Annotated in this window: 18 protein-coding genes and 2 pseudogenes; 2 read left to right on the forward strand and 18 right to left on the reverse strand. The window is 33.9% G+C overall.

Annotation, left to right across the window (positions count from 1 at the left end):
- Window positions 1-105 precede the first annotated feature (105 nt).
- Together camE and IGK86_RS08680 are read left to right on the forward strand one after the other, a co-directional pair.
- Window positions 106-606: a plasmid sex pheromone cAM373 precursor gene (camE, locus tag IGK86_RS08675; protein ID WP_002366593.1), complete on the forward strand. Its 501-nt coding sequence runs from the start codon at window positions 106-108 to the stop codon at window positions 604-606.
- Window positions 607-802: 196 nt separating this feature from the next.
- Window positions 803-1,264, forward strand: coding sequence for a phage tail protein (locus IGK86_RS08680; RefSeq protein ID WP_438742321.1), 462 nt, complete (start codon window positions 803-805; stop codon window positions 1,262-1,264).
- A 42-nt stretch (window positions 1,265-1,306) separates the two neighbouring features.
- On the opposite strand, the gene trxB is transcribed toward IGK86_RS08680, so the two are convergent.
- The 18 genes and pseudogenes from trxB to IGK86_RS08770 form a co-directional block, all read right to left on the reverse strand.
- Window positions 1,307-2,221 (reverse strand): thioredoxin-disulfide reductase, encoded by a 915-nt coding sequence (gene trxB / locus IGK86_RS08685; RefSeq protein ID WP_002357780.1) that lies wholly within the window; start codon window positions 2,219-2,221, stop codon window positions 1,307-1,309.
- Window positions 2,222-2,378: 157 nt separating this feature from the next.
- Window positions 2,379-2,915, reverse strand: a complete 537-nt coding sequence (locus IGK86_RS08690) for a hypothetical protein (RefSeq protein WP_227301199.1) — start codon at window positions 2,913-2,915, stop codon at window positions 2,379-2,381.
- 47 nt (window positions 2,916-2,962) lie between these two features.
- The gene (locus tag IGK86_RS08695; RefSeq protein ID WP_016617266.1) at window positions 2,963-3,412 is read right to left on the reverse strand and encodes a DUF5085 family protein; all 450 of its coding nucleotides are present in this window, start codon (window positions 3,410-3,412) and stop codon (window positions 2,963-2,965) included.
- Window positions 3,413-3,420: 8 nt separating this feature from the next.
- Window positions 3,421-3,867 (reverse strand): hypothetical protein, encoded by a 447-nt coding sequence (locus IGK86_RS08700; RefSeq protein ID WP_016617265.1) that lies wholly within the window; start codon window positions 3,865-3,867, stop codon window positions 3,421-3,423.
- A 120-nt stretch (window positions 3,868-3,987) separates the two neighbouring features.
- A pseudogene (locus IGK86_RS08705) lies at window positions 3,988-4,923 on the reverse strand (T7SS effector LXG polymorphic toxin); the annotation flags it as partial.
- Window positions 4,924-4,938: 15 nt separating this feature from the next.
- Entirely contained in the window at window positions 4,939-5,319 is a 381-nt protein-coding gene (locus tag IGK86_RS08710) for a DUF4176 domain-containing protein (RefSeq protein ID WP_238535488.1), read from the reverse strand.
- 42 nt (window positions 5,320-5,361) lie between these two features.
- Complete coding sequence (locus IGK86_RS08715; protein ID WP_438742326.1) at window positions 5,362-5,583, reverse strand: hypothetical protein; 222 nt, start codon at window positions 5,581-5,583, stop codon at window positions 5,362-5,364.
- A 13-nt stretch (window positions 5,584-5,596) separates the two neighbouring features.
- Entirely contained in the window at window positions 5,597-5,869 is a 273-nt protein-coding gene (locus IGK86_RS08720; protein WP_002385949.1) for a hypothetical protein, read from the reverse strand.
- Between the two features lie 19 nt (window positions 5,870-5,888).
- Window positions 5,889-6,335 carry a YwqH-like family protein gene (locus IGK86_RS08725; RefSeq protein WP_016617262.1) on the reverse strand — a complete coding sequence of 149 codons (447 nt, stop codon included), beginning with the start codon at window positions 6,333-6,335 and terminating at the stop codon, window positions 5,889-5,891.
- A gap of 12 nt (window positions 6,336-6,347) precedes the next feature.
- Window positions 6,348-7,220 carry a DUF6232 family protein gene (locus IGK86_RS08730; RefSeq protein WP_438742330.1) on the reverse strand — a complete coding sequence of 291 codons (873 nt, stop codon included), beginning with the start codon at window positions 7,218-7,220 and terminating at the stop codon, window positions 6,348-6,350.
- Window positions 7,221-7,234: 14 nt separating this feature from the next.
- Window positions 7,235-9,809: pseudogene (gene essC, locus IGK86_RS08735) on the reverse strand (type VII secretion protein EssC); the annotation flags it as partial.
- A gap of 204 nt (window positions 9,810-10,013) precedes the next feature.
- Window positions 10,014-10,631 (reverse strand): hypothetical protein, encoded by a 618-nt coding sequence (locus tag IGK86_RS08740; protein ID WP_229234576.1) that lies wholly within the window; start codon window positions 10,629-10,631, stop codon window positions 10,014-10,016.
- 239 nt (window positions 10,632-10,870) lie between these two features.
- On the reverse strand, window positions 10,871-11,764 hold the full coding sequence (locus IGK86_RS08745; RefSeq protein WP_229234574.1) for a hypothetical protein: 894 nt from the start codon (window positions 11,762-11,764) through the stop codon (window positions 10,871-10,873).
- A gap of 176 nt (window positions 11,765-11,940) precedes the next feature.
- Entirely contained in the window at window positions 11,941-12,273 is a 333-nt protein-coding gene (locus tag IGK86_RS08750) for a DUF4176 domain-containing protein (RefSeq protein WP_010824596.1), read from the reverse strand.
- Complete coding sequence (locus IGK86_RS08755) at window positions 12,266-13,168, reverse strand: hypothetical protein (RefSeq protein WP_016617256.1); 903 nt, start codon at window positions 13,166-13,168, stop codon at window positions 12,266-12,268. Before IGK86_RS08755 ends, IGK86_RS08750 begins: the two co-directional genes overlap by 8 nt.
- Complete coding sequence (locus tag IGK86_RS08760) at window positions 13,155-14,054, reverse strand: hypothetical protein (RefSeq protein ID WP_016617255.1); 900 nt, start codon at window positions 14,052-14,054, stop codon at window positions 13,155-13,157. Before IGK86_RS08760 ends, IGK86_RS08755 begins: the two co-directional genes overlap by 14 nt.
- A complete protein-coding gene (locus tag IGK86_RS08765; protein ID WP_016617254.1) occupies window positions 14,054-15,595 on the reverse strand; it encodes a hypothetical protein in 1,542 nt (513 codons plus the stop codon). Before IGK86_RS08765 ends, IGK86_RS08760 begins: the two co-directional genes overlap by 1 nt.
- The gene (locus IGK86_RS08770) at window positions 15,586-15,942 is read right to left on the reverse strand and encodes a hypothetical protein (RefSeq protein WP_002394401.1); all 357 of its coding nucleotides are present in this window, start codon (window positions 15,940-15,942) and stop codon (window positions 15,586-15,588) included. The genes IGK86_RS08765 and IGK86_RS08770 overlap by 10 nt, the downstream gene beginning before the upstream one ends.
- Between the last annotated feature and the right edge of the window lies 1 nt (window position 15,943).

A 15,943-nucleotide genomic window follows, 5' to 3' on the forward strand; every position in this document is an offset into this window, starting at 1 on the left:
ATCCTTTAATTTCTCTTAAAGGATTATTTTTTGTTTGTAATTTTTATAAAACCTCCGTATACTAAATGATTGTGAATACTTAATAAAAGGAAACGAGGTAATTTCATGTTAAAAAAACCATTTTTACTATTTTTTTCACTTTTAGGAGCTATTTTTATTTTAGCTAGTTGCGGCGTAGGAAAAGATGCCGTCACGGATACAAAGTACAAAGTTAGTTTGCAGCAAGCTGCTGAAATCTACGAAAAAGAAGCCGGCAACAGCAAACCATTAGTAAATGTCCAATTTGATACAAAACCAGAAAGTGACTACAGCTATATCTTTACCAACGATACAGAAACACTTTACGTGAATCCTGAAACAGGAAAAGTCACCAAAAATACTGAAGCAAATCAACTTGGTGAAAACGAGACAGCCTTTTCAGCTGCTGAAGTCAAAGAATTAGGCGCTGTTAACGACGTTTTAGCCAAAGCAAAAAAAGAAGTTGGAGGACTTTCTCCACGTATTTTGACTTGGAAGTTAACCAAAAATAACAATAAACTTGTTTATACAGTAGATGTTAAAACGACTACGGCAGATGAAAAAGTTACCTTAGATGCCAATAAATAAGCACAAGCGTATAACTTATCACTAAATAACCAAATCTTAAAATACTCTTTGGGACAGAACCTACGCATTCGGAAACCTTAACATTTTCTGAAGCCGATCGTTCTGTCCCAATTTCATTCTTTTAAGTAATAATAATTGTTCGTTACCCCTGCTACCGTTATACTTAGTTTAAAAGAAAAGATGGGAGTATCAATTCATGGTTTATACAGTTGATTTTAAAGAAGTAGCCACTATTGGTTTAGAAAGTTCACCAGTGGCACTTGCCCTTGCTGGACTAAGAGCGAATGAAGCTCGCTATTTTTGGAATAAATACAAATATCGCTTTACGACCGTCCCTGCCTCTGAAGCTCCAGAAACATTGGCCTGGATTGAAAAAATTTTATTGGAACGAGCGTTACATTTACCTTACAAGCCACTTGAAATTTCTTCTTTCACTTTAGATGGCATAAAAATGGCCTATGTATTTTATGAAAACGGCTTAGCAGTTAACGTGATGTACACATTAGCTGAGGAAGGCAAACGCGCCGTTGGGTTTAAACTTTCAGATGGTATGGCAATCCCTGCAGAATTTGAAGGAAAATTCAAATTTGCTCGTCAAAAATCAAAATTAGCTGGAACCATTCGCGGCTCTTATTTTGTCATTAAAGGAACCTATTAAAAAAATGCTTTTGCCCTTATTATTAAAGGCAAAAGCATTTTTTTATTTTAATTCTTCAATATAGTTAAATACTTGTTGTCCAGCAATACCGCCTTCACCGACCGCTGTCGTGATTTGACGCAATGTTTTTTCACGGACATCACCAATGGCATAAACACCAGGAATTTTTGTTCTCATTTCTTGGTCTGTTTCAATCCAACCAGCCTCATTCGTAATACCAGCTTTCTTAAATGGTTCTGTTAATGGATCTAGCCCCACGTAAATGAAAACGCCGTTTGCTTCAATTTCAGAAACTTCATCTGTTTTGACATTCCGTGCTTTCACACCTGTCACGACCATTTCATTGCCAACAATTTCTTCGACAACTGTATCCCAAACAAAGGAAATCTTTTCATTTGCAAAGGCACGATCTTGAATGATTTTTTGCGCACGCAATTCATCACGACGGTGAACAATCACTACTTCAGAAGCAAATTGTGTTAAATAGATTGCTTCTTCAACTGCAGAATCGCCGCCACCAACAACTACTAAGCGTTTATTTTTAAAGAAGGCACCGTCACAAACGGCACAATAAGAAACACCACGGCCAGCAAATTCTTCTTCGCCTTTTACACCCAATTTTCGGTGTTCACAGCCTGTTGCAATAATTACCGCTTTAGCTTCATAAGATTTGTCATCACAAATCACTTCTTTATAAGATCCGTGGTCTTCAATGCCCATCACAATGCCATACGCATTTTCCGTACCAAATTTTTCTACATTTTCATACATTTTATAGGCCAATTCTGGACCCATAATAGAATCAAAGCCTGGGTAATTCTCTACCTCAGCAGTGTTGTTCATTTGCCCACCAGGCGCACCGCGTTCAATCATCAATACAGAAAGATTAGACCGTGATGCATAAAGTGCTGCCGTCATCCCAGCAGGACCGGCACCAATGATAATTACATCATACATTTTATTTCCCCCAAAATTTTAAGTAAGTTTACTTTACTCCTTAAACAATTTCTTGTCTACTTTTCTGCCCTTTTTTGACATTCGGAGTAGGTGTGTCTATTACGTAAGTTATTGTACCACGGTTTTGTGTTTTCTAGGAGGGGGAATGAAGATTAATTTAGCTATTGTATTTAAACCAGAATTCTTCAATTTTTTCTTTGAATGCTATCGTTGGATAATTCCCTCTTAAATCAAAAGTGTGTCTATCACCATCACTAAATTTTATTTGATAATTATAAATAACCTCACTTTCCATTTGTCTGAAAAGTCCTACATCAATGACCTCCGACCAACCACGCACTATTAGAAATCCCTTTTCATGATATGACAAACCATGACTGTCCATTCTATATAAAATGCCACCATATTTTCTGATATACTTAGTCTCATTAATCCCGGTTTCGATTATCAAAAAAGCAAACATACATATTAATTTAAGTAAGGATAAAGCACTGATTAGTATAGCCACTACTGTTAAAAAAACAAAAAAAATTATATTACTTGTCACTGGATTTTTATAGAGTGGAAAGTAAAACCATACCAAGCAACTAAGTGTGACAAAAATAACACCTAGTCCTATACCAATTTTTTTGTACCCATCTGCCTTAGTCAGTCTCACTTCAAATATCTCTTCCTCATTTATAAGCAAACTCAAACTTTTCTCTCCTCTTTCCTTACGAGAAAACTCTAATCAGTTCAAAACTATTTAACACCAATCCTCAAATCAGTGTATACCTTATTATCTATTACTTGCGGACAATAGAAAATTGGTGAAACAATTGTCAAATCTTCCTGAACAACTATAGTGATTAACTCTTCTAATGCTTTAGAGAATTCAGATAGCTTATCACCTTTTGCTCTAGTTGCTAACATATTGTTCACCTGAAAATAAGATTGGAAACGATATTCTTCTGGAAGATTCTCTTGCCATTCTTCATTGACAGGTAAAAAAACTTGAATCAGCAATTCTTCTTCACGAATGTCAGAATTCATTGAATAGAAAAAGCTGTCTGATAAAGAATAATCTGCTTCAAAAATTGTTTTCAAAGCATCTTCTAAACAACGACCCATCTCCTCTGAAGTCGTTACATAATAACGACTGATGACATTTTGATAATGTAATGATTGTTTATAGCCAATTGTTTTTCTCATTTTTTCACCTACTCTTTTGTTGGGATTAAAACATCTACCCAATATTCATCATAAACTAAGGTCATTACCAACAATAATTTATCGTCAAATTCAATCTTTTGTTCCAGCAAGTAATCCGTCATTTCCTCAATATTAGCACCAAGTTCATCATCAAAAGGAATTCTTTTACGAACTAGATGATCATAATGAATATTTTCTACAGTAAAAATCTCGCCACTTTCAACTGGCTCATTCACAGGAATATAAAATTTATACGTTTGTTGTTCTTCACTTAATTCAGTTGGTTTTAGTTCAATCATTGTTGGTCCATTTTTATAAAAACCTTCTTCATAAGTTAATTCTTCTGATTGTAAAATTAAATCCACTAATTGATCTGTTGTTGTTCGTTTTTCAATATACACTAAATTGTTCATTTCCAATGATACTTTTTCAATCATCTTTTTCCCTCTTTTCATTAAATTAATTTCCTAAAATCGTTCTATTTTTAAATTTCCAATACCTACCAATTCCTTTGACTGAATCTTTGAAGGCTGGTTTTAAGCCTCCTTACGTGCTTGGAGTCAAGTAAAGTCTTTGCCTTTTCTCATATATTTATCAATTCCGGTTAGTTTATCAAACTTACTCAACCATTTCCCGGCTTTTTTGATGACTAAAGTGCCGTCTGACATTCGTTTAATTCTGGAAGAAATGTATAATTTTTTCATATGGTTTATATATTTTTTTCCTGAAACAACACCTTTTGCTATCGCATGATTAATTAATTTATCTAGTTCGTCTAACTTTTCTTCTGTTAAATTGCCATCCATAGCCATTAAAATTGGATGGTCTTTTTCAAAAGCAAGTCTATCTTTTTCTTCTTCCTGGACTTTTTTATGCGCTTCTTTTATTTCATTTTTAAATGTTTTATCCGTAAATATTTCCAATGATTTAGGATTGGTATAGCTTAATCCTCCGACGTTCGTGATTTGGCTGGATTGTTGGGCTAGTTTGTCTTTGACAGCACTGCCTGCTTTGCGTCCATTAAAAGTGTCCATGCCTTTCAGCGTTTCCGTCAAGACTTTCTTAGCCTCTTCCATTTTTTTATTAAATTGATTGGATGGTGCGGAAATAGGGACGATATGTGCCACAGAACTGTAGATGTTGCTAATTTTCTTATCTAATTTCGCAAAATTTGATAATGGTGTTGAAAATTTTCCTTTCGCTTCATTTAAGGCATCTGTATCAGTGATGGCTGATTCACTATTTTCCTTCACACTAGCTTTAAAATCACTAATTGTTTTTTCCATTTCTTGTGCTATTGTATGTAAAAGATCATAATAATTGGTTAGCATCGGTAGTTGGTAATTACCAATTTCACCATTAATAGCTGTTTTGACTTTTCCAGATAAAGCATCACTTCCTTGGACTGTTTTCCAATCTCTTTTGGCACGATTGATTTCTGCTTGTAGTTTATTTCTGGAAGAAGTAATTTTGTTTTTAGCTTCCATTACTTCACGCATATTAATTTTCATTTGCCCACCTCCTCATTAGACATACGTACACGAATATTTTTCATCTTGCGCCAATTGTTTTCTCAAAACTTCAAAAGTAAACTTTTCCTCGTACGCATTAGTAGGCCCTTCTGAAATAACTCGTTTTACCATGACCGAGTTAAAATAAATTGGCTCCACCTCTGCTTGTAATCCAAATGGCCATAAAGTTCCTACGTAATCAATCATCATTTGCGTTTCTGGAATGGTTAATTTTCTCCCTTGAACAGAAACAAATAAACCTAATTCATCTGTAGTAAAAAGCGCTTTAACATCTTCGGTTAATAATTCTTCATCTAATTCGACAATGGTTCCAATTGGATAGATTTCTGTAAAAATTGTATCAACGAAACCCATAAATCGTTTAAATTGTGGCACGGTCAATACAACTTGTTTTTTTAACCAAGCAAAAGTGACTCTTTACTCTTCATAATCAAAACTAATATGAATAATCGCGCCAATTCTTGGTTTATGTTCATAACTTGTGGTTTGATTGAGGAAACTTTGATAAATATTTTGAGCTAATTGGGGTTGACCGCCCAAAATTAAACCGAGTTCGTTTATAGTGTCCTTTGTTATTTCTCCAGTCAGGTTACTACTTTCTATAGTAGCCACCCACAACTCCTTTTGTTGTTGATTCATTTTTCTTCACTCCTTATTGACTAATTTTCATAGTAGCAGCTCCCGCTTTATCATCATTGGCTTTATTTTTTCCGGCAGCAATCATTTTATTGGTGCTTCCTTTTGCAAATTCTTTGTAACTTTCTAGAGAAGAATTGATTTGCTCTATCATTGTTTTGAATTCTGTAAAAGGTCGCGCATTTGTTTGAGAAAAAGATACAGTTTTCATTTTGCCAATTCCTGAAATTGTGCTGTTTGCTTTATTGACAGATTGCGTCCATTCCGATAAATTTACACCGCTTTTCATTATTTTTTTCACTCCTTTATTAATAATCCAAACTCATTGCTATTGATAATAGTGCCGAAATTTGTGAATTTAATGAACTGATTGTCATGGCTTCACGTTGCGCTTCTTCTTGTAAGTTAGACAATTTCCGTTGAAACGTTTGTAAATTTTCTTGATTTTTTGTGGCATATTTTGATAAATCACTATCTACTTTTCTAACTTTTTCATTATACTTATTCCGTCGTGTGCCTTTAAAATTACTTCCAGAAATACTCTTTAACTGACTAGAAACGGTTGATTTCAATTGATGAATACTAAGAATCTCTCGACTTAATTCACGAATTGCTTTTTCTAATTCTCGAATTTTCTGATCAATTTGATTTTTGTTGGCTTGTGCCATGTTGACCTGACTACTTAAATGACTGGCTTCAGCACGCTTTCCGGCTGCCAGTGCTCTTTTTTGCGCTTTTATTGCTTCATCACTCATGAGGTTCCTCCTTTATCGAATCCCTAAAATCGTTGAAATCACTTGAGCCAATACACCACTAGCAGTATTTAAAAATAGATTGGACGTAAAAATTTTCCGATTCATTTTAATGATTGTCTCAAATTGTTTTGCGTCTTTTTCTTCAACAGCTTTTAGCGCTTGCCTGTTGACTTGTTTTGTTTCGTCTTCATTTTTCAATGAAGTGATGACTGCTTTAAAATTAGCTTCAAGTACTGGCCAATCATAAACAGGTTGTTCATTTTTTTGATGATTCTGGTTGCCAAATGTCGAATGATAAATAGTACTATCTGTGATATCACCAACAGTAGTTGACGAATGTTCTTCATGATTATTCGAATGTATTGTATTGCCTTGTTGAATCCCTGTGTTTAGGCTGGCCTGGTTGCCATGAATTACATGGTGATTTCCTTGAATAATTTTTTGTTCCGCAATATTGATTTCTGAATACATATTTTTGTGATTGAATGCTGCTTCAACTGCATTACGGACTTTGTTTAAAAATTCAGCATCTTGAAAATAAAGGGAGTAATTATCTCCAGAATTTAGTTGAAAGATTAAATATTCTTTATTACTTTGATGTCTTTGATAAACCATATAGATATACAATCCTGTCAATCCCATAATAATTAAACTAATCCAACGTAATCCTTCAAACCGAATAGTTCCAAAAGCTAAAACAAAAATGCTTATCGCCATCACAGGAATTCTCATCCGCTTAGTTCCAGCATATATTCTGGAAATGTTACTTAATTGTAAAGTTAGATGATCAAATCTTAAAATGTTATCTTTGATAATAAAATGATTTGTTTCAATTTCTTCTTCGCTCTTTTTCATATCAATTAATTTTGACAATTCATTATTCATAATTCCACTCCTTTTTATTCACTTACTAACTTCACCTGCATTGCTGTTCGACCTTCAAAGAAATGAGATTCATCCAATTCCACGGCAGGTTCATTATAATCACTTTTCGTTTTAACAAAGCTTTGGTCTGCGAGTCTGGTACCAACCATACCCGCTGGGATATTAGCACGTAATAATTTATCGGCATCATTAAAACTGTTTTCCAATAATTTTTGATTGGTTTGGAAAATAAAATACATCGCGACTTGGCTACCTTTTTTCAGTAGGATATTTAGGTTTTCAGCACTAATAAAGGATTTTTCGACAAATTGTTGCGCTTCGGGAATATAAATCAACATCGGTTCATACTCACTAATCATTTGTCGTTGTTCAATTTCCTGTAATAATTCATTGACAAAGCTTCCATATTCAGTTCCTGCGATCACTGTATCAAAGCTATCTGCATAACCGCCAAAACGGTCACTATGGTTAAAGATAATCCGTTCGGCACGCCCTCTAAAATGCTTCATGTCTTCGATAATCACTTTTTCAACAGATTCATTTTGTTGTGGTGTATCATCACCAATCACAAAATAACCATGTTCCGTTGGTTTGAAGCCCACTATGTTAGTCGTTTCTTTATCAAAGGCAATAGGGAACTCCATATTTTCCAGCATTTGTTGAGCGTGTGGATGATTGTATAGATTCGCCATAGCGATTGTTTTCGGTAACATTGGAATTGGTAGTGATCGTTCACCGCCCCATTTTTGGTCCATCTTTTCAATTTCTTGTTCTAAACGGTTTAAACGAGCGATATCATTTTCCCCTTCTGTTGGTAGATAGATTTGAATTTCTTGCGGCTGTTCCAATTTCACTTGCGCACGTCCCATAATTTCTTGTGGAATCAAAGCTTCTCGTCCAACAACATCACGAATCGCATCTTCTTCTACTAAATACAAACCGATATGTGTTGGGATATTACTTGTCATACTCATTTTAAAGCTATTTGTTCTTAGGACCGTAATAATGGTATACAAGCCAACACTTGCTCCTTCTCGTAGCAATTGATTTAAAACAGATTCAATTGGATCCTCTAATGGGCTTTCTTTGACTGCATCAAACCCATCTACAATCGTAACAATCACTGGTAATTTCTGTCCTGATTTTTCTTCGTATTGATTTAAACTAGCAACACCGTATTCCGTATTCAGTAAAGGCATCTTTACGCTCTTGAATTTCTTTACGAATTCGTTTTAAGAATTTAACCAATTTTTCCTCTTCTTCCAAACGGACTAAATCAGCAACGTGTGGTAATTTTTTCAATGGTAACAACCCATTTGTACCAAAATCAAACAAATTAAATTGAACTTGTTCTGGTGTATTTTTACGAGCAAAGTTCATTACTAGGGTTTGCAAAGCTGTTGATTTACCGAACCCCGGTGAACCATATAAGGCAGTATGATTTAATTCGTGCAAATCGAAATTGAAATTGACTTGTTCTTGTTTTGCTGGAATATCCATAAAACCAAAAGGAACAGAAAGTTCTCGTTGTTCTTGCCATTGCGTTTTAAAAAGTGGTGAAACAATTTCTGTTGCTAATGGAGGTAACCAAGGTTTCTCTGGTAAAGTTGCTTGACTTTCTTCCGCATGCTTGGCAATTTCTTCAACAATTGCATCTAATTGTGTTAACTCTTCCTCCGTTTTAATAGAAACCTCTTCTTCTTCGGAAAGGTCGGCAGTTAATAATTCGTATTGTCCTAATTGATTAATTGACCAAATCCTTTCATCCACTTTTTCTTCCTTGGTAGCGAATGGATCATAGTTAGCACCACTCCAAGCAGATTGGAATAATTCGTAAATTTCATTATTCCCTACTTGCAAATAAGCACGACCCGGTTGAGTAATACTAGCAGCATCTGGGGTTTTAATAATCTCATTGGAATCATTGGCGTCAGCAACTTTTAAGGCCAGCTTAAACCGTGAGTTTGACCAGATTTGGTCATCCACTACGCCGCTTGGTTTTTGTGTCGCTAAAATTAAATGTACACCTAACGAACGACCAATCCGAGCAGTAGAGACAAGTTCTGCCATAAAATCTGGTTCATTGGCTTTTAATTCAGCAAATTCATCGCTGATTAAAAATAAATGGGGTAAGGGCTCACTTGGATAGTTTTTCTTTTCTTCTGGGTCAGTAATTTCTTTTCCTTGTTTATATAATTTCGTATAACCATTGATGTGGTTAACCCCGTATTCTCCAAATTTTCGTTGCCATTTTTGTAGTTCTGCACGAATACTTTGTAATGCTCTAGCTGAACTAGCTCCATCTAAGTTAGTAATCGAACCCAACAAATGAGGTAATTTTGCAAATAAGTTAGCCATTCCGCCTCCTTTAAAATCAATAGGTAAAAAACCTACATCTTCTGGAGCAAAATTAACAGATAATGACAACATATAACTTTGAACGATTTCAGACTTACCAGAGCCAGTCGTTCCTGCGACAAGTCCATGCGGTCCATGGGCACGTTCATGTAAGTTCAAGTAAACAATGTCATCTTTGCCACGAACGCCAAGAGGAACTGCTAAAGACTTAGAAGTATCGGCTTTTTGCCAAATAGTATATGTTTTAATGCTATATTATGTAGAAAGACCAGAAGTTATATTGCAACTCCAAAATCTCAACTTTTTCTAGAATTGGCATAACTATTCTGGTCTCATTCATAGAAGTTTATCCGGATTACTTTTATTTATTACTGAAAAAATCGTTATGAATATCTTCTGTTAGTTTTCATATATTTTAAATGTTTGTAACTGTTATTATTTGTTCCTATACCATTCTTCTTTATCAAAAAAAAACGTTCTACGAAATTCTTCTGAATATTTTTTTATTAATGCACCTTGAATAAATTCATTCCCATCAAAAAAGGTTGTTGGAAGTAAACCTACGCAAAAACCACCGAGTATAACACCAAATCCTCCAACGACACCGTAAAGAAAATTAGTTATGTTATTTATATCAGATAATATAAAGAAAGATTTTGTTATTCTATATACTTGCATACCCACAATAGTAAATATAATCAATCTAGCTGGAAACCGACTAAGTCCTTGTTGCCATTTTTTTACGGGTAATACAAAACCGTACGTATCATTCAATACTTTTTTTGTATCGGTAACAATTATTATTACTACTAACTTATACAGTAAAATATAGTAAAGCACTATCAATAACAGTCTGATATATGTGTTCAACTGTTGAAATTGCGCAAATACGATTATCCCACTATAGCCAAATACGCTAACTTCACTCAATGAAAACAGTATCATTTTATAATTAAATCGATTCAATCCTATACAACGATTTTTTTTAGAAATTTTGAAATATAAATAGCAACTCAAAATGACAATGCCTATAAATATTCCAATAATTGCCATAAAAATTGGATATCCTTGTTTTGATACATCTTTAAAATTGTATGTTGACATTGCAATTAGAAATATAGTAGGAATTATCATCGACCCAAGCAAAATTATTTTTTTTTGATAGAATAGCTGAGCAACGTATTCTTTTCACCTGATATATTTTCTAAAAGTATGTCGTAGTTTATATTTTTTTTTGCTTGTTCAAAGGTTATTATATTTATCATGTTATTTAAACTTTTCATAAACGCAACTCACTTCCTTTTATAAATTTTGTTATTCATTTGCGGGTTAATATTAGTGCTGCCACTATGAGCAGGCACCCCTATTTTATATTCTTTATCCGTTGGAATCACTTCATATTCTCCATGTTTTTTATATTGTTCATTTAACCATTTTCTTTTATCTTCTGCAGAAGATGACCAACCAAATCCATCTTTATCTCCCCATATTTTGGGAATAGAATTAATAATATCTTTTCCCATACGACCAGTAGTATTCACCGTCCCCAACACAGCTCCAACAGGTCCTCCATATTCTGCTCCTTCTAGCGGCCCCATGTCCCAAGCAAATGAATTAATCCCACCATAAATGGCCTTACTTACATCTCCATATGCTGGACTTTTTGGATTGATGTATTCTTCATAGGCATAAGAAAGTAAGGTTAAACCATCTCCTATATATAATAGTCCTTCTTTCAGTATGGGATATGCTTTTAAAAAATCAGAAACAGCTTTCAATTTTTTAAACTCAGCTAAACCTACTTTGGAACCTGCAATGATTCGTGAACCCAATGAGCTTTTTGACAAAACACCCGTCAAGTGGCTCATTGGTGCTAAAACTTCCCAACCCTTTTCACTTAATTTAAATAATACCCCATATAACTGAGCTTGTTTATCTAGCGGCAACTTTTCTGCTAAAATAGCCAGCTCCGAACTTCTTAAAACCTTCAGCACTTTTTCTTTAGGCCAATCATTCACATTTTCTTGAAAAATAAATATTTCTAATGCTGCCATTTTCAATTTCTCTGGTACTTTATCTGAATCCAATGCAGTAATAATATAGTTAAACAATCGTTTATCTTTTTTTACTTTTTCGATAGCCGCCGCTGGATTCTTCTTAAATAAGTCATTAATCATTTTTGCCATATTTTGTTGATTTTTCTTTGCTTCTTCTAAGCTTTCAATCCCTTGGATTTTTGTAAACCATTCTTTACTGGTTCCTTCTGGCAATGTATAACTACTTGTTTTTGTGTATGTACTTCTAAAAGGAGAAAAAATCTTCTCCTTTTAGAAAATCATTGCTATTTTTTATCTGTAAATAACTAAAAACCAAAAATCTCGCTTTCTTGATTTTCTTCCTTTCTGGATTTATCTAAATCACTTTTCCATTCAAGATAAACCTCTAAAAAGCGCGTTTCTTCTTCATCTGAAAATCCTTTAAAAATTACTTTATCAATATTTTCGTGATTAAAGAAAATAGTTGTTTCAGGATTTAAACCCGTTGGATATAGTACCGCCATATAATCTGCAAACGTATCTTTATCCGTCGCTTGATCTGTGTATACAACACCTCGACCTACTACTACTAATTTCTGTAGCCCTTCTTCTAACAATACAATACTTCCCAATGGCAATAGCTCTTTATTTTCAATCATTTCCGCACTCCTCTTTCTTCGTACCTTTAATATGTTTGTTAAAATACTTTTCTCCATACCACTCTAATTGCGTTTTACCTTCCCATTTTCGATATTTCTCTGGATATTTATATTTGTAGTAGCCGTGTAATAAGTAAGGAAAGAATAGATAAGCTTCTACCACAATAAACCCTACATCTATCGCTATCCACATACTTACTATTCCAATGGAACCCACAATATCTGTTCGTACCTCATTACCACTAGAAAAAATCAGTTTCCATAACATAACTATAATTACAACTATCCAGCCATATTTCATTATTAGTTTTAGTATCTTTTCCACTATTTCATCAATTTTTTCTTTCTTTGCTTCTGTTTCATATAGCATTTTTTCTACCGATTTCTTTTTACTTCTAAAGATGATATATCCTAATAATCCTAGCAACCCTGATATACCAATCATTCCTATTATTGTTAGCATTTTAAAAAACACTGTTGCGAACAAAAGATTCATTTCTATAAATAGCCAAATTATATACAGATTTAGATTAAACTGACCTCGTATTCTTGAAAAGTAGTGTTCTCCTCGATCTCTAAAAAATATTACTAAAACGACCCATATAAAAAATAGAAAATAGAATAACCACATTGGTAAAAAATTAAGCTCTGGTTTAGGAAATGAGTTCTCCCAAAATTTTCCTTCACTAGCTTCTGTAGAGACAAAAGCTAGCAAAAAATTAAGTCCTACTAAAAAGAAAAGTAAGAAAATCCCTATTATCCTAGCAAATATTTTTCTTCCACCTTCTGGATCAGGTAATCTATTCACATCTTTATTCATAAAAATAATAAAAGGGTCATCTTCTAAATTTAAACTTTGTTCAAAAGTTGCATTGAATAATTTATTTTTCTTCATCCACTTCTTTCTCCGTACCTTTAATATGCTTATTAAAGTATTTTTCTCCATACCATTCCAATTGTGTTTTGCCTTCCCATTCTCGATACTCTTCTGGGTATTTATATTTGTAATAGCCGTGTAAAAGATATGGGAAGAATAGGTAGGCTTCTGCTGCTATAAATGCTATATTACATGCAAACCACATGCCTAAAACACTTATAAAACCAAATATATCTGATTTTATCCCATCGCCACTAGGAAAGAAAAATTTCCATACGATAACCACTATAACTATTACCCAACCGTATTTCATTACTAATTGAATAATTGTTTCTATAAAGTTATCTATTTTAGTTTTTTCATTTACTTTCATTTCAAGCATATTCTTATTTAGAAAATTTACCTTACTTCTGATAATTAGATATCCAATTATACATATTAATAATAAATAAATTCCCATTCCAATTAAACTTAGTGCCTTTAGAAAAAAAGTAATGAAGAATAAATTCGCTTCTAATAGAAACCATAATAAATAGTTATTACAGGTACCCATTGTAACAAAGATTTTTGTGCTAATATTTCTGTCATTCTTATGTCTTGTATATAACCATATACACAAGTATCCAGATAAAAATATCCAAAAAATAGCTTTTGGCAACAAATTTACTTCGGCTGCTGGAACAAAACTATCTTTATCCGGATGTTTCATTCCATAGTCAGTCGCTAATACAAATCCATATTGAACGGCTACCAAAATGATAGCTATGACTACTAATAAGAATTTTCTTTTTCCATTATATAACGATCTCTTTTCAGTATCCTTTATCATATACATAACTAGTTGATCATCTAATAAGTTTAAACTTTGTTCAAAGGTAGCATTGAATATTTTTTTCACACTCATCACCAACTAAAACTAATCTTAGGTATTTCAACCGAAGATAGTGCCTTTCCAATTGTTTTTCCTACTTCCTGAACATCATCGTATACCTGTTTTACTGTGTTAAAACTCTGTTCTGCTGTTTTCCCCACTTTCTTAGATACACCATTTATAATTTTAGTTGATTTATCATATAGCTTGTAAGCCCCATCCTTAATATCATCATACGCATTCGGCCATATAAATTGTGCAACTTTATTTGCACCTCCGACTATTCCACCTAGTATAGCTCCAAATGGTCCTGCCACAGCTCCTCCTATCGTCATCCCCTCCAACGGACCTACACTTTTCACTGTGTCTATCGCTCCACCAATAACACCTTTGCCAATACTACCTGTTTTCCCGTATTCATTAACAGCGCTAGACACAAATGTCACACCTAATTGTGCATATGTTGCCACTTGAGCAGCTGTTCCTAGCCCTTTAGCTACACCCCAACTTTTGGCACTTTGAACAAATTTAGAATGTTTCAGACTTTCACTTACGTAGGTTTTTATCGGATTTGTCATTTTACTAAACCATTGATATCCCTTACCTAGGGTATCTATTTTAGGAATCCATTTCCCATGTGCTACCGCTTGTCCAAATGATTCGTATTTTGCTAATCCATTAATCAATTTTATTTGGACTTTTGACGGTAATTTATCGGCAAGCATCCAAAATTCATCATTTTTCATCAGCTTATCTACTAATGCCTTGGGATACATAGCCAATAATTGTTCCATTCGTTTCATGTTATCCGTTTTACCACTGGTTAATGGGTTCATCAATTGTTTCACTTGTGTATATAATTCTAAAAAAGCATTACTATTATTTGTCGCTATTTGCTCCTTAGCTTTAGGTTTTATTTGATTAAACCAACTTTTATCCACACCACTCGGCAATGTATAACTACCATCCGCATGAATTGTTGTTCCATTCAACACCATTATACCTTGCATAGCCAGTTTAAATTCAGCTAAACTTTCTTGAAACAGCCCACTTGTTTTGCCATTAAATTCTCTTAGCTTATTCAACTTTTTTTCAATCCGTTGAATATCCTTTTGACAGTCTTGCGCTCTCCTCGCGAAATCTCGCTGCATCCCTCTTATCATTTCTGATAGTAAGGGCTCTGGCAATGCATTGGCAATCATGTTGGCTGTACGTTCAGCGTTCTCCAAAGCTGTCTTTGAACTTTTACATAATGTTAATTGTTCATTTAAGTTGTCTTCTTCCAAATAACCTTCACTGGCAATAAAACTGTCGGCTGAAGAGAACGTATTCAAATCTCTTTGAACATTATCTACTGCACTCGAAACACGTTTGATTGTTGGAATCACTAACTCTGAAAATAACCCTTTCCCTGCGGTATACGCTGCTCCTGCTAGTGTCTGGCCATCGATCGCTGCGATTAATTGCTGACTACCAGAGTTTAGATTACTGACTGCTGTCCGAGCAATAGAGAGATTCGTTGCTAATGAACTTTTGATGGCATCGCTGTCACTACTTGAATAGATTAATCCCATGGCAATTCATTCCTTTCTTTTTGATATTCAAGACGTTCTTCGTTTAATTGTTCATTTTTTCTGACACATTGTTGATAAAATTCCTGATGAACTTGTTGAAAAGTAGAGGTTTGCTTTTGCTGCTTCTGAAGATAATCTTCTTGTAGCCATCTTGCTTCTTGATTACCATTCTTAGCTAATTCATGATTCAGATTTTCTAACTTACGTATATTTCGCGTTAAATCTCCTTCTAATGTGTCAAATAAGTTTTGAACTTGTCTCTTTACACTAGAAATTGAAGATATTTCTTGCTCTTTTTCAATAATTTTTTGATTGTATTCCGCTCGTAACTGCTCATTATTTTTCATT

It is taken from the genome of Enterococcus sp. DIV1206, from assembly GCF_051712485.1.
In the GTDB taxonomy this organism is placed as follows: domain Bacteria; phylum Bacillota; class Bacilli; order Lactobacillales; family Enterococcaceae; genus Enterococcus; species Enterococcus faecalis.